Origin of the sequence: Streptomyces sp. NPDC090119 (assembly GCF_044747085.1) — a bacterium.
In the GTDB taxonomy this organism is placed as follows: Bacteria; Actinomycetota; Actinomycetes; order Streptomycetales; family Streptomycetaceae; genus Streptomyces.
In genome coordinates this window covers 318,305-339,893 of the sequence record NZ_JBIVDK010000002.1, presented here as the reverse complement: position 1 = coordinate 339,893, position 21,589 = coordinate 318,305, and the positions used below count along the sequence as shown (strand labels likewise).

21 protein-coding genes and 1 riboswitch are annotated in these 21,589 nt (G+C 73.2%); of the genes, 15 read left to right on the top strand and 6 right to left on the bottom strand.

From position 1 onward, the window contains the following. Positions 1-141: 141 nt before the first annotated feature. Both trpD and ACIPPM_RS08900 read left to right on the top strand, forming a co-directional pair. Entirely contained in the window at positions 142-1,206 is a 1,065-nt protein-coding gene (gene trpD, locus ACIPPM_RS08905) for an anthranilate phosphoribosyltransferase (RefSeq protein ID WP_393597050.1), read from the top strand. Between the two features lie 108 nt (positions 1,207-1,314). Next, positions 1,315-1,431, top strand: a riboswitch (SAM riboswitch). 181 nt (positions 1,432-1,612) lie between these two features. Beyond that, a complete protein-coding gene (locus tag ACIPPM_RS08900; protein WP_401444856.1) occupies positions 1,613-2,968 on the top strand; it encodes an aminotransferase class V-fold PLP-dependent enzyme in 1,356 nt (451 codons plus the stop codon). A 23-nt stretch (positions 2,969-2,991) separates the two neighbouring features. On the opposite strand, the gene ACIPPM_RS08895 is transcribed toward ACIPPM_RS08900, so the two are convergent. Together ACIPPM_RS08895 and ACIPPM_RS08890 are read right to left on the bottom strand one after the other, a co-directional pair. Then, complete coding sequence (locus ACIPPM_RS08895; protein WP_031179902.1) at positions 2,992-3,273, bottom strand: Lrp/AsnC family transcriptional regulator; 282 nt, start codon at positions 3,271-3,273, stop codon at positions 2,992-2,994. Then, positions 3,270-4,040 carry a rhomboid family intramembrane serine protease gene (locus ACIPPM_RS08890; protein ID WP_393597054.1) on the bottom strand — a complete coding sequence of 257 codons (771 nt, stop codon included), beginning with the start codon at positions 4,038-4,040 and terminating at the stop codon, positions 3,270-3,272. The genes ACIPPM_RS08895 and ACIPPM_RS08890 overlap by 4 nt, the downstream gene beginning before the upstream one ends. Before the next feature lie 162 nt (positions 4,041-4,202). On the opposite strand from ACIPPM_RS08890, the gene ACIPPM_RS08885 reads away from it, so the two are divergent. The 5 genes from ACIPPM_RS08885 (at position 4,203) to ACIPPM_RS08865 (ending at position 9,564) form a co-directional block, all read left to right on the top strand. Continuing rightward, complete coding sequence (locus ACIPPM_RS08885; protein WP_361655176.1) at positions 4,203-4,442, top strand: hypothetical protein; 240 nt, start codon at positions 4,203-4,205, stop codon at positions 4,440-4,442. Between the two features lie 67 nt (positions 4,443-4,509). Continuing rightward, positions 4,510-5,853 (top strand): NYN domain-containing protein, encoded by a 1,344-nt coding sequence (locus ACIPPM_RS08880; RefSeq protein ID WP_401446380.1) that lies wholly within the window; start codon positions 4,510-4,512, stop codon positions 5,851-5,853. A 210-nt stretch (positions 5,854-6,063) separates the two neighbouring features. Beyond that, entirely contained in the window at positions 6,064-7,104 is a 1,041-nt protein-coding gene (locus tag ACIPPM_RS08875) for an NlpC/P60 family protein (RefSeq protein ID WP_393597056.1), read from the top strand. A gap of 238 nt (positions 7,105-7,342) precedes the next feature. After that, entirely contained in the window at positions 7,343-8,347 is a 1,005-nt protein-coding gene (locus ACIPPM_RS08870) for an NlpC/P60 family protein (RefSeq protein WP_401444852.1), read from the top strand. Positions 8,348-8,376: 29 nt separating this feature from the next. After that, on the top strand, positions 8,377-9,564 hold the full coding sequence (locus ACIPPM_RS08865) for a hypothetical protein (protein ID WP_401444850.1): 1,188 nt from the start codon (positions 8,377-8,379) through the stop codon (positions 9,562-9,564). Between the two features lie 3 nt (positions 9,565-9,567). Here ACIPPM_RS08865 and ACIPPM_RS08860 read toward each other — a convergent pair whose 3' ends face one another. Beyond that, positions 9,568-10,803 (bottom strand): glycosyltransferase 87 family protein, encoded by a 1,236-nt coding sequence (locus ACIPPM_RS08860; RefSeq protein WP_401444848.1) that lies wholly within the window; start codon positions 10,801-10,803, stop codon positions 9,568-9,570. A 128-nt stretch (positions 10,804-10,931) separates the two neighbouring features. Between ACIPPM_RS08860 and ACIPPM_RS08855 the strand changes: the two genes are divergently transcribed. Next, positions 10,932-12,074: a glycosyltransferase family 4 protein gene (locus tag ACIPPM_RS08855; protein ID WP_401444846.1), complete on the top strand. Its 1,143-nt coding sequence runs from the start codon at positions 10,932-10,934 to the stop codon at positions 12,072-12,074. Positions 12,075-12,124: 50 nt separating this feature from the next. On the opposite strand, the gene ACIPPM_RS08850 is transcribed toward ACIPPM_RS08855, so the two are convergent. Further along, positions 12,125-13,933, bottom strand: coding sequence for an AMP-dependent synthetase/ligase (locus ACIPPM_RS08850; protein WP_401444844.1), 1,809 nt, complete (start codon positions 13,931-13,933; stop codon positions 12,125-12,127). 251 nt (positions 13,934-14,184) lie between these two features. On the opposite strand from ACIPPM_RS08850, the gene ACIPPM_RS08845 reads away from it, so the two are divergent. The 6 genes from ACIPPM_RS08845 to ACIPPM_RS08820 all read left to right on the top strand — a co-directional run bounded on the left by ACIPPM_RS08845 (position 14,185) and on the right by ACIPPM_RS08820 (position 19,247). Next, on the top strand, positions 14,185-14,982 hold the full coding sequence (locus tag ACIPPM_RS08845; protein ID WP_401444842.1) for a metallophosphoesterase: 798 nt from the start codon (positions 14,185-14,187) through the stop codon (positions 14,980-14,982). Positions 14,983-15,120: 138 nt separating this feature from the next. Next, positions 15,121-15,561 (top strand): SRPBCC family protein, encoded by a 441-nt coding sequence (locus tag ACIPPM_RS08840; RefSeq protein ID WP_388992523.1) that lies wholly within the window; start codon positions 15,121-15,123, stop codon positions 15,559-15,561. 49 nt (positions 15,562-15,610) lie between these two features. After that, positions 15,611-16,783 (top strand): ArsA family ATPase, encoded by a 1,173-nt coding sequence (locus ACIPPM_RS08835; RefSeq protein ID WP_401444839.1) that lies wholly within the window; start codon positions 15,611-15,613, stop codon positions 16,781-16,783. A gap of 56 nt (positions 16,784-16,839) precedes the next feature. After that, the gene (locus ACIPPM_RS08830) at positions 16,840-17,346 is read left to right on the top strand and encodes a DUF5304 domain-containing protein (RefSeq protein WP_401444836.1); all 507 of its coding nucleotides are present in this window, start codon (positions 16,840-16,842) and stop codon (positions 17,344-17,346) included. 67 nt (positions 17,347-17,413) lie between these two features. Continuing rightward, positions 17,414-18,367 carry an ROK family glucokinase gene (locus tag ACIPPM_RS08825; protein ID WP_401444834.1) on the top strand — a complete coding sequence of 318 codons (954 nt, stop codon included), beginning with the start codon at positions 17,414-17,416 and terminating at the stop codon, positions 18,365-18,367. A gap of 127 nt (positions 18,368-18,494) precedes the next feature. After that, entirely contained in the window at positions 18,495-19,247 is a 753-nt protein-coding gene (locus ACIPPM_RS08820; protein ID WP_401444832.1) for an endonuclease/exonuclease/phosphatase family protein, read from the top strand. Between the two features lie 9 nt (positions 19,248-19,256). Here ACIPPM_RS08820 and ACIPPM_RS08815 read toward each other — a convergent pair whose 3' ends face one another. Beyond that, positions 19,257-19,859 (bottom strand): hypothetical protein, encoded by a 603-nt coding sequence (locus tag ACIPPM_RS08815; protein WP_401444830.1) that lies wholly within the window; start codon positions 19,857-19,859, stop codon positions 19,257-19,259. After that, positions 19,852-20,631 (bottom strand): alpha/beta hydrolase, encoded by a 780-nt coding sequence (locus ACIPPM_RS08810; protein ID WP_401444828.1) that lies wholly within the window; start codon positions 20,629-20,631, stop codon positions 19,852-19,854. The genes ACIPPM_RS08815 and ACIPPM_RS08810 overlap by 8 nt, the downstream gene beginning before the upstream one ends. 173 nt (positions 20,632-20,804) lie before the next feature. Between ACIPPM_RS08810 and ACIPPM_RS08805 the strand changes: the two genes are divergently transcribed. Further along, complete coding sequence (locus ACIPPM_RS08805) at positions 20,805-21,545, top strand: lysophospholipid acyltransferase family protein (protein WP_388994421.1); 741 nt, start codon at positions 20,805-20,807, stop codon at positions 21,543-21,545. Positions 21,546-21,589 lie beyond the last annotated feature (44 nt).

The window sequence follows — 21,589 nt, the reverse complement described above, 5'->3', positions numbered from 1 at the left end:
GCCACACCACGGCCGAAGGGCCCCGTCCGGAACACCGGCGGGGCCCTTCGCCCTGTTCAGGCTGGATAAGGTGGGACCGGGCACCCCACGTGCCCGCAGGACGCGTACGACCTGTCTTTCTCACACACCCAGGAGCGGCTGATGAGCGCTGTGACCCCCGCTGGAGGCGACACCGCGGCGGGCCGTTCCTGGCCCGAGGTACTGAACGCCCTGCTGGAGGGCCGGGACCAGAGCGCGGACGCCACCGCCTGGGCGATGGACCGGATCATGCGCGGCGAGGCCACGGACGCCCAGATCGCGGGCTTCCTGGTGGCGCTGCGGGCCAAGGGCGAGACGGTCGAGGAGATCACCGGGATCGTCCGGGCGATGTATGAGCACGCCAACGTGATCGAGGTGCCCGGCCGGACCGTGGACATCGTCGGCACCGGCGGGGACGGCGCCAAGACGGTGAACATCTCCACGATGTCCTCCATCGTGGTGGCGGGCACAGGTGCCAAGGTCATCAAGCACGGCAACCGGGCCGCGTCCTCGGCCTCCGGTTCCTCGGACGTGCTGGAGCGGCTCGGGGTGAACCTGGAGCTGACGCCGAAGCGGGTGGCGGAGGTCGCGGAGGAGGCGGGGATCACCTTCTGCTTCGCGGTCAAGTTCCACCCGGCGCTGCGTCACGTCGGCGCCGCCCGCGGCCAGCTGGGCATCCGTACGGTCTTCAACGTCATCGGTCCGCTGACCAACCCGGCGCGGGTGCGGTCCCAGGCGGTCGGCGTGGCGAACCTCGCCATGGCACCGATCGTGGCGGGCGTCTTCGCCGAGCGCGGCAACTCCTCCCTCGTCTTCCGGGGCGAGGACGGCCTGGACGAGCTGACCACCACCGCGCCCTCGCGGGTGTGGATCGTGCGCGACGGCAAGGTCACCGAGGAGGTCTTCGACCCGCGGGACGTCGGCATCGAGCTGGTGCCGGTGGAGGCGCTGCGCGGCGGCGACCCGGCATACAACGCGATGGTGGCCCGGCAGGTGCTGGAGGGCGAGCGCGGGCCGGTGCGGGACGCGGTGCTGCTGAACTCGGCGGCCGCGCTGGTCGCGCTGGACCCGACCGGGGAGCCGCTGGCCGACCAGCTACGGGCGGGCATGGCGCGGGCCGCCGAGTCCATCGACTCCGGCGCCGCGGCGCGCACGCTGGAGCGCTGGGTGGCCGCGAGCAACCGGTAGCGGGTGTCGTTTCGGCGCGGCGGGGAGCGGTGGCTCTCCGCCGCGCCGGCGTTCCGGCATCCGGACGCCGGTTGCGCCGGGTGATCCGTCCGGATAACTTGCGTGTCAGGTCATGAGCGACAGCCATGCGGCCCCGGCCGGCTGTCCGGCAACCCTCCGTCCGTGGCGGGGTGCTCCGGGTGAGGACCAGGCCGTGGTCCAGAAGGTCCACGGCAAGCGCGGACCCCTCGAAGAGCCAGGGGTCCTGGTCGTACGAGGGAGCCTTCTTCCGTGAGCAAGCGAATGCGCTAGGGCCGCCGAGCCCCGCCTCCGCACACCCCTTTTCTCTCTTTTCCGCGCCTTCCGGTGCCGCGCCCGCATGCCCTGCGCCCGCGGTGACTCCGGCCTGCCTCACGGGAGTTCAGCCATGTCCGTCTCCACCGCCTTCGCCCCCGCCCCCGCCGCCACCGAGACCCTGCCCGCCCCGCTGCCGGTGCTCGGCCGGGACGTCACCGTGCCGCTCGTCACCGGCGGCGAGGTGGGCTACGCCGCGCTCGACTACGCCGCCAGCGCCCCCGCCCTCCAGCGGGTCTGGGACGACATCGCCGCCTACGTCCCCTACTACGGCAGCGTGCACCGGGGCGCCGGGCACCTCTCGCAGCTCTCCACCGAGCTGTTCGAGAACGCCCGCCGCACGGTCGCGGAGTTCCTCCACTGCCGGGACGACGACCAGGTGGTCTTCACCCGGTCCACCACGGACTCGCTGAACCTGCTGGCCCGCGCGCTGCCCGCCGGGTGCGAGGTGTACGTCTTCGAGACCGAGCACCACGCCGCGCTGCTGCCCTGGCGCGCGGCCGACGTGACCTTCCTGGACGCCCCGCGCACTCCCGAGGCGGCCGTGCGCACGCTGGAGCGGGCCCTCGCCGCCCGGGACACCGCGCGCCCCGCGCTGGTCTGCGTCACCGGCGCCTCCAACGTCACCGGCGAGCTGTGGCCGGTGCGTGAACTGGCGGCGGCCGCGCACGCGTCCGGCGCGCGGATCGTCCTGGACGCCGCCCAGCTGGTGCCGCACCGGCCGGTGAGCGTGCGGGAGCTGGACGTGGACTGGATCGCGTTCTCCGGGCACAAGCTGTACGCGCCCTTCGGCTCCGGGGTGCTGGCCGGGCGGGCCGACTGGCTCACGGCGGCCGAGCCGTACCTCGCGGGCGGCGGCGCCAGCCGCACGGTGGCCCGGCGCGCGGACGGCTCGGTGGAGGTGGAGTGGCACGAGGGCGCCGCCCGGCACGAGGCGGGTTCCCCCAACGTCATCGGCGCCTACGCGGTCGCCTCGGCCTGCCGGGCGCTCGCCGAGGCCGGTCCCGAGGCGCTGGCCGCCCGTGAGGAGCGGCTGCTCGGGCTGCTCCGCGCGGGTCTCACCGAGGTGCCCCAGGTGCGGGTGCTCTCCCTCTTCGGTGACGACGCCCCGCGGGTCGGTGTGCTGTCCTTCGTCGTCGACGGCTGGAACAGCTCCCATCTCGCCGCAGCGCTCTCCGCCGAGTACGGCATCGGCGTCCGCGACGGCCTGTTCTGCGCCCACCCCTTGGTGCACGCGCTCCTGGGCACCGGCCCCGCCGAGCAGAGCGGCTGCGGCACCGGGACCCTGAACGCCCTCCGCGTCAGCTTCGGCGCGGGCACCCCGGACGAGGACGTCACCCGCTTCGTGACGGCGGTACGCGAACTGGTCACCCAGGGTGCGAAGTGGACCTACCGCACGGAGAACGGCCGCTGCGTCCCGGAGAACTGAGGCTCGTCAGGAGTCCGGGCGGGTCAGGAGTCCAGGCCGATCGCGAAGGCCGCTTCCAGGTCGTGCTGGGAGTAGGTGCGGAAGGCGACGTGGGTGTCGGTGCCCTCCACGCCCTGGATCTTGCTGATGCGGCCGGGGATGACCTCGGCGAGATCCTCGTGGCGGGCCACGCGGACCATGGCGATCAGGTCGTAGGTACCGGTGACGGAGAAGACCTCGCTCACGCTCTCCAGCGCGGCGATCTGTTCGGCGATCTCCGGAATCCGGTCCACGCTGGTCTTGATCAGGACGATCGCGGTGATCACGGCTGGTTCTCTCCCTTGGACGCCGGAGCCGGGGCGGGCCCAACTCTAGCCTCGCCCGGACCGTCCTTCTCGCCCTGCTTGCGCCCGTACCGCAGCCAGGCGTAGCCGAAGCCCAGGCAGAAGCCGATCACATGGGCGAGGTAGGCGACGCCGGGGCCCTCGGGCGCGCGGCCCGCCGCGTACCACTGGAGGGCGGCCCAGAAGGGCAGCACCACCCAGGCCGGGAAGCGCAGCGGGAGGAAGAACAGGAACGGGAGGAGACTGGTGACACGGGCCCGCGGAAAGAGGTGGAGGAACGCGCCGAGGACCGCCGAGATGGCGCCCGAGGCACCGACCAGGGACTGCTCGGAGTCCGCGTTGGCGAGCGCGTACCCGAGCAGGGCGAGGTAGCCGCAGCCGACGTAGAACAGGGTGAACTCGACGCGGCCCATCCGTTCCTCGGTCAGCACGCCGAAGACGAAGAGGAAGAGCATGTTGCCGAGCAGATGCACCCAGCTGCCGTGCACGAACAGCGCGGTCACCGGGGTGAGCGCCTCGCGCACCGGCTCCGCGAAGAGCCCGGCCGGGATCACCCCCCAGTGCCGGAAGTACGCCCGCTGCGCCGCGAGCAGCGTCTCCCCGGTGCCGTACGCGCGGGTGAAGCCGGAGGCCGGGCCCAGCAGGAAGATCAGGCAGCACAGGGCGATGAGGCCGTACGTCAGCGGCGCCGGGGTGGTCCGGACCGCCCTGACGGTCCGGGCGGCGGTCGTGCTCCACTCTCTGATCATGAATACAGAGCATGACGTAACCGGACGCACTGGTACAGACCGCCTCGCCGCTTCGGACAGGCGGGCGGCGAACACCCGGCAGGCCGTAGGGTTACGGCCACACGCGCCGGGACCCGGCGCGCGACCGGCCACCCAAGCGACGAGAAGGAAGCGAGCTGCACCATGACGGTTCCTCCGCCGACCGCCACGACACGCTGGCGCTGCACCCTGTGCGGCAACCTCACCCGATTCGACGTGACCCGCTCCTCCAAGGCCGTCGAGTACGTCCACCTCGACCTGGCCGGAGAGCCGACCGTCGAGGAACGCGAGGTGGTCAGTGAGACCATCGAGTCGGTCCGCTGCCGCTGGTGCAACGCGGTGGACCAGGTGGAACTCGTGGACAGGCCGGGCACCGCCTCCTAGGAGAGCGGGGCGCGCCGCGCGGGACGGAACAGGTGGGTCGGGCATGTCGGGCATTGGGGTGTGACGGATTATGGAGACCGCGGACGGGGGGCCGGAGGACGGCACCGCCGAGGTGCTTGACCGTCCGCTGCCCGACGGCGTGCGCCGCCGGGTCGTGCAGATCGTCTCGGACGCCTTCGGAGCCCTGACCATGGCCGAACTGCCCGCCCAGCTGCGGCAGTACGCCCGGTTCACCCCGAACCGGCGGGCCAAGTTCGCCGGGACCGCGATGGCGGCCGCGCTGGAGACGGAACGCCTCTTCCGGCAGCGGATCGGCGAGCGCTACAAGGAGACCCAGCCGGAGCTGTGCGGCGCCCTGGAAGCGGGCTCCCCGCCCCCGGCCGCCGACCCGCTGGACGTCGCGGCCGCCGCCTATGTGCTGCGCCCGACGGGCTGGGCCAAGCTGGTCGCCGCGGCCGGTGAGGAGGCCCAGCGCGCGGACGCCGAACGCGCGGACGACGAGAGCCGGGCCGAGCTGGAGCGGCTGCGCGAGGAGCTGGCCCAGGCCCGCGAGCACGCCCGTACCGAGACCGGTCGGTTTCGCGCCGAACTGGACGCGGCCAAGAAGGAGACCGACGCGCTGCACCGCAAGCTGCGCTCGGCCCTGAGCGACGTCAAGCGCGGTGAGGCCGCGCTGCGCAAGGAGCGCGCCGAGACCGAGTCGGTGCGCGCCGAGGGGCAGGTGGCCGTGTCGGCCGCCGAGAGCGAGTCCCGTCGGCTGAAGACCCGCCTCGGCGAGTCGGAGGCCGCCCTGGAGGCGACCCGCCGCGCGGTCCGCGAGGGCCGCAGCGTGGAGGACATGCGGGTACGGCTGCTGCTCGACACCGTGCTGGAGGCGGCCCAGGGGCTGCGCCGCGAACTCGCGCTGCCGCCGGTGTCGGTGCGCCCGGCCGAGACCGTGGACGCGGTCGAGCCGGGCCGGATGAGCCCCAAGGACATCGCCGCCCGCGCCCTGTCCGAGCACGACCCCGCGATCCTGGACCAGTTGCTGGCCCTGCCGCAGGCTCATCTGGTGGTCGACGGCTACAACGTCACCAAGACCGGCTATCCGCAGATGCCGCTGGAGAAGCAGCGGCTCAGACTCCTCGGCCAGCTCTCCGCGCTCGCCGCGCAGACCGGCGCCGAGGTCACCTGTGTCTTCGACGGCGCCGAACTGGTCGCGCCGGTCCTGCTCGCGCCGCCGCGCGGGGTCAGGGTGCTGTTCTCCAAGCCCGGGGTGACGGCCGACGAGCTGATCCGTCAGCTGGTGCGCGCCGAACCGCCCGGCCGTCCGGTCATCGTGGCCTCCACCGACCGCGAGGTGGCGGACGGGGTCGCACGCGCCGGAGCGCGCCCGGTGGCCTCTGCGGTACTTCTCAAGCGCCTGTCCTGAACGCCCAACGGACGTGTCACATGCCCGGATTGATGGAGTCTGTGGACGACGGAGAGTCAACCTGACGTCACGTGTGGTGCGTTGAGTGCAAAATATGCAGCGAGTGACTGGATTTTTTGCTGTGAGGATTTGAACTGATCACAACTAGGTCACTAGGGTCGGTTCGAACCTCCGAGCGGGTGATCACTCACAAGAAGGAGTTCGTCCTCCGTGGCGTCCCATCGTCGACCCAAGCAGCCGAGCCGCACGCGTGTCACCGTGCTGACCACCGCGGCCGCCGCCGCCGTCGCGCTCAGCGCGAACGCGGCCAACGCAGCCCCGAGCGAGAAGCCCGGCAAGACCGAGGTCAAGGCGCAGGTCGACAAGCTCTACGAGCAGGCCGAGCAGGCCACCGAGAAGTACAACGGCGCCAAGGAGAAGCAGGAGAAGCTCCAGAAGGAGATCTCCACCATCCAGGACAACGTCGCCCGCGGCCAGCAGGACCTGAACAAGCTGCGCGACGGCCTCGGTTCGCTCGCCACCGCCCAGTACCGCAGCGGCGGCATCGACCCCTCGGTGCAGCTCTTCCTCTCCGCCGACCCGGACGACTACCTCGACAAGGCGTCCACGCTCGACCAGTTGAGCGGCCAGCAGGTCGAGGCGCTGAAGAAGATCCAGGACAAGCAGCGCGAACTCGCCCAGGACCGCGCCGAGGCCACCGAGAAGCTCAAGGACCTCGCCGCCACCCGCACCGAGCTGGGCAAGAAGAAGAAGGAGGTCCAGGGCAAGCTGGGCGAGGCGCAGCGCCTGCTCAACACCCTGACCGCCAAGGAGAAGCAGGCCCTGGCCGCCGAGCAGTCGCGCGCCGACCGCTCCTCCAGCGAGCGCGTCCAGCTCGGCAACGCCGTCCCCGCCTCGGGCCGCGCCGGAGCCGCGTTCTCCGCCGCCCAGAGCAAGATCGGCACCCCGTACGTCTACGGCGCCACCGGCCCCTCCTCGTACGACTGCTCGGGTCTGACCTCCTGGGCCTACGCCCAGGCCGGTGTCTCCATCCCGCGCACCTCCGAGTCCCAGGCCAACATCGGCACCCGGATCTACTCCCAGGGCGACCTCCAGGTCGGCGACCTCGTCTTCTTCTTCAACGACATCCACCACGTCGGTCTCTACGCGGGCAACGGCCAGATCCTGCACGCCCCGCGCACCGGCACGGTCGTCCGCTACGAGTCGATGAGCACCATCGGCGGCCCGTTCATGTTCGGCGTCCGCGTCTGACCGAGGCTCCGGCCCCCTCGCCACACCCGCCCGAACGGGCGAATCACGGCATCGCGCGACCCCTGGCGCCCCGCCGCTGACCTGCGTCGGCGCCGGGGCGTCACCGTGTGTGCGCACGGCGGTCGTTGGCCGGTGGGTGCCGCTGCGGCTACTGTCTGGCGCGTTTCCCCGGCACCGAGGGCCCCCGCCCGTCCGCGCGTCGGGGGGACGGTTCCCGTCGTCCAGGGGAAGGACCGCCGTGGCGTCCCATCGCCGTCCCGCAACATCCGGCTGCGACCGGGGTGCCGCCGCCCTGTGCGTGCTGTCGGCCGCGGCCGCCGCCCTCGGCGCCGTACCCGCCGCGCACGCGTCGCCCCGGGACGGCGCCCGCGCCGAACTGGACCGGCTCTACGCGGCGGCCGAGCGCGCCACCGAGGACTACGACCGGGCCGACGAGCACGCGGACCAGCTCCGCCGCGAGGTCCGCGACGCCCAGGACCACATCGCCCGCACCCAGCAGCGGGTCAACTCCCTGCGGGAGCGGCTCGGTTCGCTCGCCGGTGCCGAATACCGCTCCGGCGGCATCGACCCGGCCGTCGCCCTGCTCTTCTCCGCCGACCCCGACGACTACCTCGACAAGGCGTCCGTCGTCGACCGCATCGACACCCGCCAGGCCGGCCAGCTGCGCGAACTGAGCGGCGCGCTGCGCGACCTCGCCCAGGAGCGGGCCGAGGCGGAGGCCAAGCTCGGCGACCTGGAGCGCGGCCGCAAGGCGGTCGCCGCGCACAAGCGGAGCGTGCGGGAGAAACTCGCCCGCGCCCGCAGGCTGTTCGACTCGCTGCCCGGCGCCGACCGCGCCGACTACAACCGCGCCTCCCGCTCCGGCCGGGCCGACCTGACCGGCCTCACCGGCCTGGACCCCCGTGCCACGGCCGCGCTCGCCGCCGCCCGCTCCGCGCTCGGCCGACCCTATGTGTGGGGCGCCAACGGCCCCTCGGGGTTCGACTGCTCGGGCCTGATGCAGTGGTCGTACGCCCGGGCGGGCGTCCAGCTCCCGCGCACCTCGCAGGCCCAGCGGAACGCCGGGCACCACGTCCCGCTCTCCCAGGCCCGCCCCGGCGACCTGGTGATCTACCGCTCCGACGCCAGCCATGTCGCGATGTACGTCGGCAACGGCCAGGTCATCCACGCGCCCCACCCCGGCGCGCCGGTGCGCTACGACCGGGTCGGCATGCTCCCGATCTCCGCCGTGACCCGGCCCTGAGCCCTCCCCGCACCCCGTACGATCGGACGGTGGCCGGCCGGAGCGGAGCGTGGCGAGCAGCGGCGGCGGGACTCTGCCTGCTGCTCCTGCCGGCGTTCGCCGGATGCGGCCACCCGCCGCCCGGCACCGGCGCGCGCGCCGAGGTGCAGCGGGTCCTGGACCACCGGGCCGCCGCCCTGCTCGGCCACGACGAGGCCGCGTACGCCACCACCGGCACCCGGACCCCCTACACCCGGCTCCGGGCGCTCCCACTGGCCTCCTGGGCCTACCGGATCACCTCGCTGCGCGCCGACGGCACCAGCGCCGACGCCGAACTGCGCTACCGGGTCGCCGGTCAGGACACCGCCCCCGTCGTCGCCCGCCGCACTCTCACCCTGAGCCACACCGCCGACGGCGGCTGGTACGTCACCGCCGAGGGGCCCGCGCACGGCGCCGGACAGCAGCTCTGGGACCAGGGCACGGTCACCGCCGTCACCGGCGCGCACAGCCTGGTGCTGGGCACCGGGCGGAGCACCGACGAGCTGCGCGGCTACGCCCGGCTCGCCGACCGCGCCGTCCCCGCGGTCTCCCGCGCCTGGGGCGCCCGCTGGGCCCGGCGGGTGGTCGTCCTGGTGCCCCGCTCGCTGGACGGCATGGCCGCGCTGCTCGGCTCGCCCGCCGCCCAGTACCGGGGCATCGCCGCCGTCACCACCGCCGAGACACCGGGCGCCGACCGGGCCCCGGCGGACCGGGTGGTCGTCAACCCGGAGGCGTACGCCATCCTTGGTGACCTGGGCAAACAGGTCGTGCTCACCCATGAGACCACCCATGTCGCCACCCGCTCCGCGACCACCGCCGCCACCCCGCTGTGGCTCTCCGAGGGGTACGCGGACTGGACCGGCTACCTCGGCACCGGCCGTACCCCCAGCGAGGCCGCCCCCGAACTCACCCGCGCCGTCGCCGACGGGCACGTCCCGGCCGCGCTCCCCGCCGACAAGGACTTCGGCTTCACCGGCGACCCCGCCTCCCTGGCCCGGTCCTACGAGTCCGGCTGGCTGGCCTGCCGGATGATCGCCGACCGCTGGGGCGAGGAGGAGCTGCGCGCCTTCTACCGGGCCGTCGGCGCCCACCGCACCCGGGCTGGCGCGGTGGAGGGCGCGCTGAAGCAGGTACTGGACACCACCCCGGAGGAGTTCACCGCCCGGTGGCAGGACTACGTCCGGGACCAGCTGGGCTGAGCCTCAGCGCGACACGGGCGACTCGTCCGCGCGGCCCGCCGGAGCGGGGGCGGACGCGAGAGGCGCCGAGGACACGGTGGAGCGCCACAGGCGGCGGCCCGCCACCAGGGAGGCGGCGACCAGCAGGCCGTTGCGCACCACCATCAGCGTCACGCCGTACCAGTCGCTGGTCACCACGTGGATGAAGCCGATCGGGAACTCCAGCAGCGTGACCAGGGACGCCACCGCCACCATCAGCGCGGGTGCCGTCATCCGGGACGCGCGGTGGGTCAGGCACACCGCGGCCAGCCCGATCAGCCACACCAGGTACTGCGGGCTGATCACCCGGCTGGTCACCGTGAACAGCAGTATCGCCGTGAACGCGGCCTCGGGGAGCGTCAGTTCGTCGGTCCGGACCACCCGCAGCCGCCACAGCACCAGCCAGCCGAACGCGGCCCCGGTCAGCACCAGCGCGGCCGTGCTCACCACGTCGACGTACGGGCCGAGGAATTCGATCGAGCCGTAGTTCAGCAGCACCTGGCCCTCCCAGCCGAAGTGCCGGGCCACATGGAAGACCAGCGCGCCCAGCGACTCCACCTCGGTGCCCCGGTCCCGCTGGAAGGTCAGGAAGGCGAAGGCGCCCGGCATCGACACCGCGAACAGCGCCGCGAGCCCGGCCGCCGTCACGGCCGCCGACGCCCACGGGCGGCGCCGGAAGGACCCCGTCAGCAGCAGCGCGGGCCACACCTTCACCATCGCCCCGAGCGCGGTCAGCACCCCGAAGACGCGCGGGTGCCGGGCGGCCACCAGCAGGGCCGCCACGGCCAGGGCGGTCACCATCACGTCGTAGCGCGCGTACACCGTCGGCCCGAGCAGCGGGACGGCCGCCGTCCACAGCCACGCCCCGCGCGGGGACCGGCCCGCGCCCCGGCCGTGGCGCAGCAGCAGGCCGAGCACCGCGAGGTCGGTGAGGCAGCACAGGACGAAGAACGCGTGCGGGTAGTCCAGGAACGGCAGCAGGCCGGGGGAGAGGACCGCGAGCGCGGCGGCGGGCGGGTACTGCCAGGTCACGTCGTCCAGCGGAAACGTTCCTTGACGCAGGACCTCGTACCAGCCGCGGTAGATCACCGACACGTCCGAGGTGACGTCCGGGCCCGTGACGGTGATCACCTTGAACACGGTCAGCAGCAGCACGGCACGGCTCGCCGCCCACACCGCCGCGAGCCACGCCGGGGACCGCCCGGCGCCCTTCGTGTCCACGTGATCCCCTGCCGTTCGGTCGTGTCTCGTCCGCGTCGAAGTGCTCATGATGTCCTTTACGGCCGTGTCCCTGCCACCGACTCCGCCCGGCCGGGCCCGGGGCGGGCCACCCGGTAGGGTCGGCGGCGATGCACAAGACCCTGATCGTGACCAACGACTTTCCGCCCCGCCCCGGTGGCATCCAGGCGTTCCTGCACAACATGGCGCTGCGCCTGGACCCGGACCGGATCGTCGTGTACGCCTCCACCTGGAAGCGCGGCCGCGAGGGCGCCGAGGCCACCGCCGCCTTCGACGCCGAGCAGCCCTTCACCGTCGTACGCGACCGTACGACGATGCTGCTGCCCACCCCGGGGGCGACCCGGCGCGCGGTCGGGCTGCTGCGGGAACACGGCTGCACCTCGGTGTGGTTCGGGGCGGCGGCGCCGCTCGGGCTGATGGCACCCGCGCTGCGCCGGGCCGGTGCCGAGCGGCTGGTGGCCACCACCCACGGTCACGAGGCGGGCTGGGCCCAGCTGCCCGCCGCCCGCGGGCTGCTGCGCCGGATCGGGGAGTCCACGGACACCCTCACCTACCTCGGCGAGTACACCCGGTCGCGGATCGCCGCCGCGCTCACCCCGGAGGCGGCCGAACGGATGGTCCAGCTGCCGCCCGGCGTGGACGAGAAGACCTTTCACCCCGGCTCCGGCGGGGACGAGGTGCGCGCCCGGCTCGGGCTGACCGACCGGCCGGTCGTGGTGTGCGTCTCCCGGCTGGTGCCGAGGAAGGGCCAGGACACCCTGATCCGGGCCATGCCCCACATCCTCGCCGCCGAGCCGGACGCCGTGCTGCTCGTCGTCGGCGGCGGCCCCTACGAGGCCGACCTGCGCCGTCTGGCCGCCGAGACCGGCGTCGCGGACTCCGTACGGTTCACCGGCGCGGTGCCCTGGGCCGAGCTGCCCGCGCACTACGGCGCCGGGGACGTGTTCGCCATGCCGTGCCGCACCCGGCGCGGCGGTCTCGACGTGGAGGGGCTCGGCATCGTCTACCTGGAGGCGTCCGCGACCGGGCTGCCCGTCGTCGCCGGGGACTCCGGCGGCGCCCCGGACGCCGTGCTCGACGGCGAGACCGGCTGGGTGGTCCGGGGCGGCGAACCCGCCGAGGCCGCCGAGCGGATCACCGTCCTCCTCGCCGACGAGGCCCTGCGCCGCCGGATGGGCGAGCGCGGCAGGCAGTGGGTCGAGGAGAAATGGCGCTGGGACCTGCTGGCCGAACGGCTGAAGGTGCTGCTCTGACACGACGGCGCCGGGGAATCCCCGGCGCCGCTCGAATCTGTGACGGTGCGTCAGGAGACGGGCTGCTTGGCGTAGATGGCCTCGATGTCGGCCGCGTAGTCCTTCGCCACCACGTTCCGCTTCAGCTTCAGCGAGGGCGTCAGGTGCCCCGACTCCTCGGTGAACTGGATCGGCAGGATACGGAACTTGCGCACCGACTCCGCCTTGGAGACCGCCGCGTTGCCGTCGTCCACGGCCGCCTGGATCGCCGCGTTCAGCTCCGGGTCGTCGCGCAGCGAGTCGGCCGTCGCGCCCGCGGGCTTGCCGTTCTCCGCGGCCCACCGGCCGAGGAACTCCTCGTCGATGGTGACCAGCGCGCCCACGAACGGCCGCCCGTCGCCCACCACCATGCACTCCGCGACCAGCGCGTGCGCGCGGATACGGTCCTCGATCACCGCCGGGGCGACGTTCTTGCCGCCCGCCGTGACGATGATCTCCTTCTTGCGGCCGGTGATCCGGAGGTAGCCGTCCTCGTCCAGGGTGCCGATGTCCCCGGTGTGGAACCAGCCGTCGGCCAGCGCCTCGGCGGTCGCGTCCGGGTTGTTCCAGTACTCCTTGAACAGGTGCTCGCCGTGCAGCAGCACCTCGCCGTCGTCCGCGATCCGCACGACCGAGCCGGGCAGCGGCTGGCCGACCGTGCCGATCTTCTGCCGGTCCCACGGGTTGAACGCCGTCGCCGCGCAGGACTCGGTCAGGCCGTAGCCCTCCAGCACCGAGAAGCCGATGCCTCGGAAGAAGTGGCCGAGCCGCTCGCCCAGCGGGGCACCGCCGGAGATCGCGAACTCGCCCCGGCCGCCGAGCACCGCCCGCAGCTTGCCGTAGACCAGCTTGTCGAAGACCTTGTGCTTCAGCTTCAGCTTCAGCGATGGGCCCGCCGGGGTGTCCAGCGCCTTGCTGTACGCGATGGCGACGTCCGCGGCCTTGTCGAAGATCGCGCCCTTGCCGTCGGCCTGCGCCTTGGCCCGCGCGGTGTTGTAGACCTTCTCGAAGACGCGCGGGACGCCCAGGATCATCGTCGGCCGGAACGAGGACAGCTCGTCGGTGAGGTTCTTGATGTCCGGGACACAGCCCAGCTTGATCGGCGCCATCATCGGCGCGACCTGCACCAGCCGCCCGAAGACGTGCGCCAGCGGCAGGAACAGCAGCACCGAGCACTCACCGGTACGGAACAGCGGGCGCAGCCGCTCCACGATGTTCCCGCACTCCGCGAAGAAGCTGCGGTGGGTCAGCACACAGCCCTTGGGGCGGCCGGTGGTGCCGCTGGTGTAGACGATGGTCGCCGGGTCGTCCGCCTTGGCGAGCGAGCCGCGCTCCGCGACCGTCGCGTCGGAGACGTCCTGCCCGAGCCGCGTCAGCTCCTCCAGGCCCCCGGCCTCGATCTGCCACACGTGCTTCAGCGCGGGCAGCGACTCACGCACCGAGTCCACGGCGGCCGCGTGGCCGTCCAGCTCCACGAAGGCGGCGGTCGCACCCGAGTCCGACAGAATCCAGCGGACCTGCTCCGGCGAACTCGTCTCGTACACCGGCACGGTGACCGCGCCCGCGCTCCAGATGGCGAAGTCCAGCAGCGTCCACTCGTAGCGGGTGCGGGACATCAGGCCGACCCGGTCGCCCGGCTGCACACCGGCGGCGATGATGCCCTTGGCGGCGGTGTGCACCTCGGCGAGGAACTGCCGGGCCGTCACGTCCTGCCAGGCGCCGCCCACCTTGCGGGCGATGACGGCGACGTCCGGGTGCTGGGCGGCGTTTCTGCGGACGATGTCCGTCAGATTGCCGTCGGCGGGGACCTCGTACAAAGCCGGAAGGCTGAACTCGCGCAAAACTGCTGCTCCTCGGGGCGGGTGCTCGGGGGTCCCGCCTGCCGGGGTGTTCTCCGGAGCACGACCGGACTGCCCGGACGTTACCCGCCGGTATGACCTCTGGGACAGGGGGTCCGTGCCAGATGTTCGCTGCGTCACACGGGATAACCCGCTTGGGCGCACAGTAGTCCACCTCTTGACCAACGGGCGAGTAACCGCAGGCCAGACGGGCCACTGTTCACTTAGACCGCACACCTCTACCCTTGATCGCCATGGCTTCCACACCCACCCGGGGCACCCGGAACCGCGTACACGTGGTCAGCGACGTGCACGGGAACGCCCGTGACCTCGCGCGGGCCGGGGAAGGCGCCGACGCGCTGATCTGCCTCGGTGACCTCGTCCTCTTCCTCGACTACGCCGACCACTCGCGCGGCATCTTCCCCGACCTGTTCGGCGAGGAGAACGCCGACCGGATCGTCGAGCTGCGCACCGCCCGCCGCTTCGAGGAGGCCCGCGCCCTCGGACGGCGACTGTGGGCCGGGATCGGCGCCGACCGGGACGCCGCCATCGAGCAGGCGGTACGCCGCCAGTACGCCGAGCTGTTCGCCGCCTTCCCCACCCCGACCTACGCCACCTACGGCAACGTCGACATGCCGCCCCTCTGGCGGGAGTACGCCGGACCCGGCACCACCGTGCTGGACGGCGAGCGGGTGGAGATCGGCGGCCGCGTCTTCGGCTTCGTCGGCGGCGGCCTGCGCACCCCGATGCGCACCCCGTACGAGATCGACGACGAGGAGTACGCGGCCAAGATCGAGGCCGTCGGCGAGGTCGACGTGCTGTGCACCCACATCCCGCCCGAGGTGCCCGAACTGGTCTACGACACCGTCGCCCGCCGCTTCGAGCGCGGCAGCCGCGCCCTGCTGGCCGCCATCCGGCGCACCAAGCCCCGCTACTCCCTCTTCGGCCACGTCCACCAGCCGCTCGCCCCCCGGATGCGGATCGGCGCGACCGAGTGCGTGAACGTGGGCCACTTCGCCGGTACGGGCACGCCGTGGGCGCTGGAGTGGTGACCGGCGCGCGCGCAGCGGCCACGCACGCGGCACCGGGGTGACGGCGGGCCGGGAGCGGCGCGGTAGCCTTCACGCTGCACACACGTGCGCACCCCGCGCGTGAGAGAACGTCCGGCCGCATCTGGAGGAGCCACGGCGATGGCGGAACACACCAGTTCGAGCATCACGATCGAGGCGGCCCCGGCCGACGTCATGGCGGTGATCGCCGACTTCTCCCGCTACCCGGACTGGACCGGCGAGGTGAAGGAGGCCGAGGTCCTGGAGACCGACGGCCGCGGCCGCGCCGAGGAGGTCCGCCTCGTCATGGACGCGGGCGCCATCAAGGACGACCAGACCCTCGCCTACACCTGGACCGGCGAGCACGAGGTCTCCTGGACCCTGGTGAAGTCCCAGATGCTCCGCTCCCTGGACGGCAGCTACCTGCTCAAGCCCGCGGGCGCCGCGGCCACCGAGGTCACCTACCGCCTCACGGTCGACGTCAAGATCCCCATGCTCGGCATGATCAAGCGCAAGGCCGAGAAGGTCATCATCGACCGCGCGCTGGCGGGCCTGAAGAAGCGCGTCGAGACGGGTTCCTGACGCCGCGCACCGCTCCGGCCGCGCCACGGCTCCGTTACCGTTCAGCCTCATGCGCACCCTCCTGATCACCGGGCCGGGCGGCAGTGGCCGCACCAGCGTCGCCGCCGCCACCGGGCTCGCCGCCGCCCGCACCGGCGCCCGCGTGCTCGTGCTCGGCGCCGACCGGGCCGACACGCTCGGCGCGGCCCTCGGCACGGTGACGGGACCCACGCCCACCGAGGCCGCCGAGAACCTCACCGTCTGGCGTCCCGACGCCGGGGCCCGCTTCCGCGAGGACCTCACCGCCTTCCAGGACCGCGCCGCCACCGTCCTCGACCTGCTCGGCGCCTCCCGGCTGGACGCCGAGGAGGTCACCCCGCTGCCCGGCGCCGAGGAACTCTCCCTGCTGCGCGCCCTGCGCGACGCCGCTCTCTCCGAGCGCTACGACCTCCTCGTCGTGGACCTCCCCCCGCTGCCCCGCGCCCTCGACCTGCTCGCCCTCCCCGAGGAACTCCGCCGCTACCTGCGCCGCCTCCTGCCGCCCGAGCGCCAGGCCGCCCGCGCGCTGCGCCCGGTCCTCGGCCGCCTCGCCGGGGTCCCCATGCCCGCCGACTGGCTGTACGAGACGGCCGCCCGCTGGGACCTCGAACTCGCCGCCGTCGAAGCCGTCGTCGCCGACAAGGGCACCACCGTCCGCCTGGTCGCCGAACCCGGCCCGGCCGGGGACGACGCCGTCCGTACCGCCACCCTCGGCCTCGCCCTGCGCGGACTGCGCGCCGAGACCCTGATCGCCAACCGGGTGCTGCCCGAGTCCGCCGACGGCACCTGGCTCGCCGGACCCTTCGCCCAGCAGCGCAAGACCCTCGCCGACTGGGCCGAGGCGTACGACGTGCACAGCGTCCCCCACCTCGGCCGTGACCCGCGCGGTACCGACGACCTCACCGCGCTCGCCCCGCCCGGCGCCGACCCCGCGCCCGCTCCCGTCGAGTGGCCGGTCACCGACCGCCTCGCCGAGGACGGCACCCTCGTCTGGCGCCTCCCGCTGCCCGGCGCCGTACGCGGCGACCTCGACCTGATCCGGCGCGGCGACGAACTCCTCGTCACCGCCGGACCCTTCCACCGGATCGTCGCCCTCCCCTCCGCCCTGCGCCGCTGCACCGTCGCCGGAGCCGCGCTGGCCGACGGCGAACTGTGTGTCCGGTTCACGCCCGACCCCGCCCTGTGGCCCGGCACGGGACGGTGAACGGACACCCCCGTTCGGGTAACGTCGAAGACGCGAACCGTAGTCAGGAGCCCGCCATGAGCGAAGAGCGTCCCGCACCCCAGCCCCCCGAGGAGCCCGAAGCTCCCGAAGCGCCGCGCGTGGGCGACGCCGACGCCTGGGCCACCGCCACCGCCGAGGACCTGGCCGCCGAGAAGGCCCGCCGTCGCGGCACCAACCCCCCGCCCCCCGGCACCGCCGCGGAGGAGCTGCGTCGGCTCATGGACTCGGTGGCCGACCGGATCTCCGGGCTGCAGTCCCCGCTGCTCGGCGCGGTCGCCGGGCCCGCCGCCCAGCAGGCGGTGCGCCAGATGGTCCAGCAGGCCAAGGCCGCCGTCGAACCGGTCGTCGAGCGCAACCCCCAGGTCTTCGACCACCTCGCCGCCGCCGGGACCGAGCTGCTCGCCGCCTACCGCTCGGCCGTCCAGGCTCAGGAACGGCGCTGGACCACCGGCCCCACCCCGCCCCCGGCCGACACCCCGCCGCCCGGCCGCCGCGACCCAGGTGAGGGCACCGGACCGGGCGAGCGCATCGACCTGGACTGACCGTCTGTCCCGGTGGGGCCTCGGGTACCGTTGGCGGTAGCGGGGCTCGACCGGAACTGAGGGATTCATGGGACTCACCATCGGCGTCGACATCGGCGGCACCAAGATCGCGGCCGGCGTGGTCGACGAGGAAGGCAACATCCTCTCGACCTTCAAGGTGCCGACCCCCAACACGCCCGAGGCCATCGTGGACGCCATCGCCTCGGCCGTGGAGGGCGCGCGTGCCGGACACGACATCGTCGGCGTGGGCATCGGCGCGGCCGGTTACGTGAACCGGCAGCGCTCGACCGTGTACTTCGCGCCCAACATCGACTGGCGCCAGGAACCGCTAAAGGAGAAGGTCGAGGCCCGCGTGGGTCTCCCGGTCGTCGTGGAGAACGACGCCAACGCGGCCGCCTGGGGCGAGTACAAGTTCGGCGCGGGCAAGGGCCACCGCAACGTCATCTGCATCACGCTCGGCACCGGCCTGGGCGGCGGCATCATCATCGGCAACAAGCTGCGCCGGGGTCACTTCGGCGTGGCCGCCGAGTTCGGCCACATCCGGATGGTCCCGGACGGCCTGCTGTGCGGCTGCGGCTCGCAGGGCTGCTGGGAGCAGTACGCCTCCGGCCGCGCCCTGGTCCGCTACGCCAAGCAGCGCGCCAACGCCACCCCCGAGAACGCCGACATCCTGCTCGGTCTCGGCGACGGCACGCCCGACGGCATCGAGGGCAAGCACATCTCGGTGGCCGCCCGCCAGGGCGACCCGGTGGCCGTGGACTCCTACCGCGAGCTGGCCCGCTGGGCGGGCGCCGGTCTCGCGGACCTGGCCTCGCTGTTCGACCCGTCCGCGTTCATCGTGGGCGGCGGCCTCTCCGACGAGGGCGAACTGGTCCTCGACCCGATCCGCAAGTCGTACAAGCGCTGGCTGGTCGGCGGCAACTGGCGCCCGGTGGCCGACGTCATCGCGGCCCAGCTCGGCAACAAGGCGGGCCTGGTCGGCGCGGCCGACCTGGCACGGGAGCCCGACCCGGTCATGTAGACACGGGGTGCACCTACTCAGGGGCGCGGGGAACTGCGCGACAGACCACGACGGACCGGCAAGTCGCCCACGAATCCCGCGCCCCGAGTCATTAGGCGCCCCCGCCCGCCCCGCGTAGGTTGATCACATGCCAACCCCGTTCCCCAACTCCCGTACGGAGTCAGACGGTTCCGCGGTCATCAGGGTGCTCAGCTACAACGTCCGCTCGCTGCGGGACGACACCGAGGCCCTGGCGAGGATCATCACGGCCTGCGCCCCGGACGTCCTCCTCCTCCAGGAGGCCCCCCGCTTCTTCCGCTGGCGCAAGAAGCTGGCCCGCCTGGCCAACGCCACCGGCCTGGTCTATCTCACCGGTGGCGCCCCCGCGGCGGGTCCCGCCATCCTCTGCTCCATGAGGGCCACGGTCGAACGCGCCGAGGACACCCTGCTGCCCCTCACCCCCGGCCAGCACCGGCGTGGTCTCGCCACCGCGGTCGTCCGCTTCGGCACGGCCCGGCTGGGGCTCGTCAGCTGCCACCTCGGGCTCCAGAAGGCCGAACGGCGCGCGCACGGCGGCCTGCTCCTGGAGCGGCTCGGCGCGCTGGGCGTGGAGCACGCGGTGGTCGGCGGCGACCTGAACGAGGGCCCCGGCGGCCCCGCCTTCGCGCTGCTCGCCGACGCCCTCCAGGACGGCGCGGCCGTCGCACCCCGGGGCGGCACGGACACCTTCCCCGCCACCGGCCCCGACCGCCGTATCGACGCCGTGCTCGCCACCCGCGGCATCGAGGTACTGGCCTGCGGGGTCCCCACCGACCTGCCCGGCGTCACCGGGAGCGACCTGAGGGCGGCCACGGACCACCTTCCGGTCCTGGCCGCCCTCAGCATCCCGGCGAACTCCTGAGCGGGTGTCTCAGACGACGGCGCCCCGGCCCGGGTCGTCGTCGCCGTCGTCGTCCGGGCGCATCCGGGTCACCAGGGTGACGAAGCCGCCGAGGAAGCCGCCGATGGAGGCGGTCGTCAGCCACCAGGTCATCTCCCAGCCCAGCAGCACGGCGAGCAGCAGCAGGATGGGACCGCCGACCACCCCGAGCCAGGCGAACTTGGCGGTGGTGTCGGCGACGGGCAGCGGCGGCGGCTCGGGCGGTTCGAAATGGCCCTCGCCGTCGTCGTCGCCGTCGTCGGGCTCGGCCGGGGTGTGGTCGCGGGGGCCGATACCGGGCGCGAACGTGACCGAGCTGCCCAGAGGCCGTACGGGCGCGGCCTTCGGCGCCTCGTCCTCGGCGCGGTCCCCGGCGTCCTCGGCGTCACCGGCCTGTCCGGCGTGGTCGTCCGGCTCGGGGTCGTGTTCCGGCAGGGCGAGATCCTCGACGGACCGGAAGGGCCTGGCGCCCGGCGGGTCCGGCGGCTCGGCGCCGTACCCCGCGACGATGGCCCGCCAGACGGCGTCCTCGTCGAGGGGCACGCCCTGCTCGTCCGGCTCGCGACCCTCGCGACCGGAGTCCTGCTCAGCCAACGGAGGCCGTCCCTTCCTTGCCGACACGGGGAGCGAGCCGGTCGATGAAGGCGAGGCTCTCCTCGACGATCCGGTCCGCGTCATGGTCCAACGTCGCCACGTGGTAGCTCTGTTCCAGCACGCTCTCGGTCACGTCCGTGGAGGACACCCGGCTCAGCACCCGCGCCGAGTCGGCCGCCGGGACCACATGGTCCACGGCACTGCGCAGCAGCAGCAACGGCTGGGTGACCTGCGGCAGCTCGCCGTCCACCAGGCGCAGGAACTTCCGCAGGGAGTGCGCCGCGTGCAGCGGGACCCGGTCGTAGCCCAGCTCGGTGGTGGCGCCCTTCGCGATGTCGCTGGCGATGCCCTTGGTGGAGGGCACCAGGTGCCGGACCACGGGCAGGGCGTGCGCGGCGAGTCCGTGCACCCGGTTCGCCGGGTTGACGACGACCACTCCGGCGACGCGTTCGCCGTGCTTCGCCGCCAGCCTGAGCGCCAGCGCGCCGCCCATCGACAGACCCGCGACGAACACCCGCTCGCAGCGCTCGGAGAGCTGCCACAGCGCGCGGTCGAGGTGCGCGTACCAGTCCTGCCAGCCGGTGGCCCGCAGGTCCTCCCAGCGGGTGCCGTGACCGGGCAGCAGGGGCAGCGACACCGACAGGCCGTGCGCGGCGAGGTGCTCCGCCCACGGGCGCAGCGACTGGGGCGAGCCGGTGAAACCGTGGCAGAGGAGAACCCCCACCTCCCCGCCGTCATGGCGGTACGGCTCGGCTCCGGGAAGGACCGGCACCTTGGGTGCTCCTGTTCCGGTATGTGGATCTACGGGGAGTGCGGCACGGGCGGACGGGACGGGCGGATGTGCTTCACCGTACGCGACCGCACCGCCACCGACCAGGGTCGTCGGAGCCATTGGCGGCGGTCCGGGTTAAGGTCTGTTCGACGGAAACGGGAGGCACGCGGGTGTTGTACGGCACGATGAAGGTTGCCATCGGGGGGCCGCTGAAGGTCGCCTTCAGACCCTGGGTCGAGGGACTGGAGAACATCCCGGCCGAGGGGGCCGCCATTCTGGCGAGCAATCACCTGTCCTTCTCGGACTCGTTCTTCCTGCCCGTGATGCTGGACCGCAAGGTCACCTTCATCGCCAAGGCCGAGTACTTCACCACCCCTGGAGTCAAGGGACGGCTGACGGCCGCCTTCTTCAAGGGCGTCGGGCAGCTCCCCGTCGACCGCTCCGGCGCGCGCGGTGCGGGCGAGGCCGCGATCAAGAGCGGCATAGAGGTGCTGAAGCGCGGTGAGCTGTTCGGCATCTACCCCGAGGGCACCCGCTCGCCCGACGGCCGCCTCTACCGGGGCAAGCCCGGCGGTCTGGCCCGCGTGGCGCTCGCGACCGGGGCGCCGGTCATCCCGGTGGCGATGATCGACACCGAGAAGATCCAGCCGCCCGGCAAGGTGATGCCCAAGCTGATGCGGCCCGGCATCCGGATCGGCAAGCCGCTGGACTTCAGCCGCTACCAGGGCATGGACCACGACCGGTTCGTGCTGCGGGCGGTGACGGACGAGGTCATGTACGAGATCATGAAGCTCTCCGGCCAGGAGTACGTCGACATCTACGCGACCGCCGCCAAGCGGCAGTTGGCGGAGGCGGCGAAGGCGGCGAAGGAAGCCGGCAAGGCCGAGAAGGAAGCGGAGAAGACCGGGGCCTAGCGGACCCGGCTCGGGGGAGGCGGGGGCGCCGTGGCCAGGGGTGG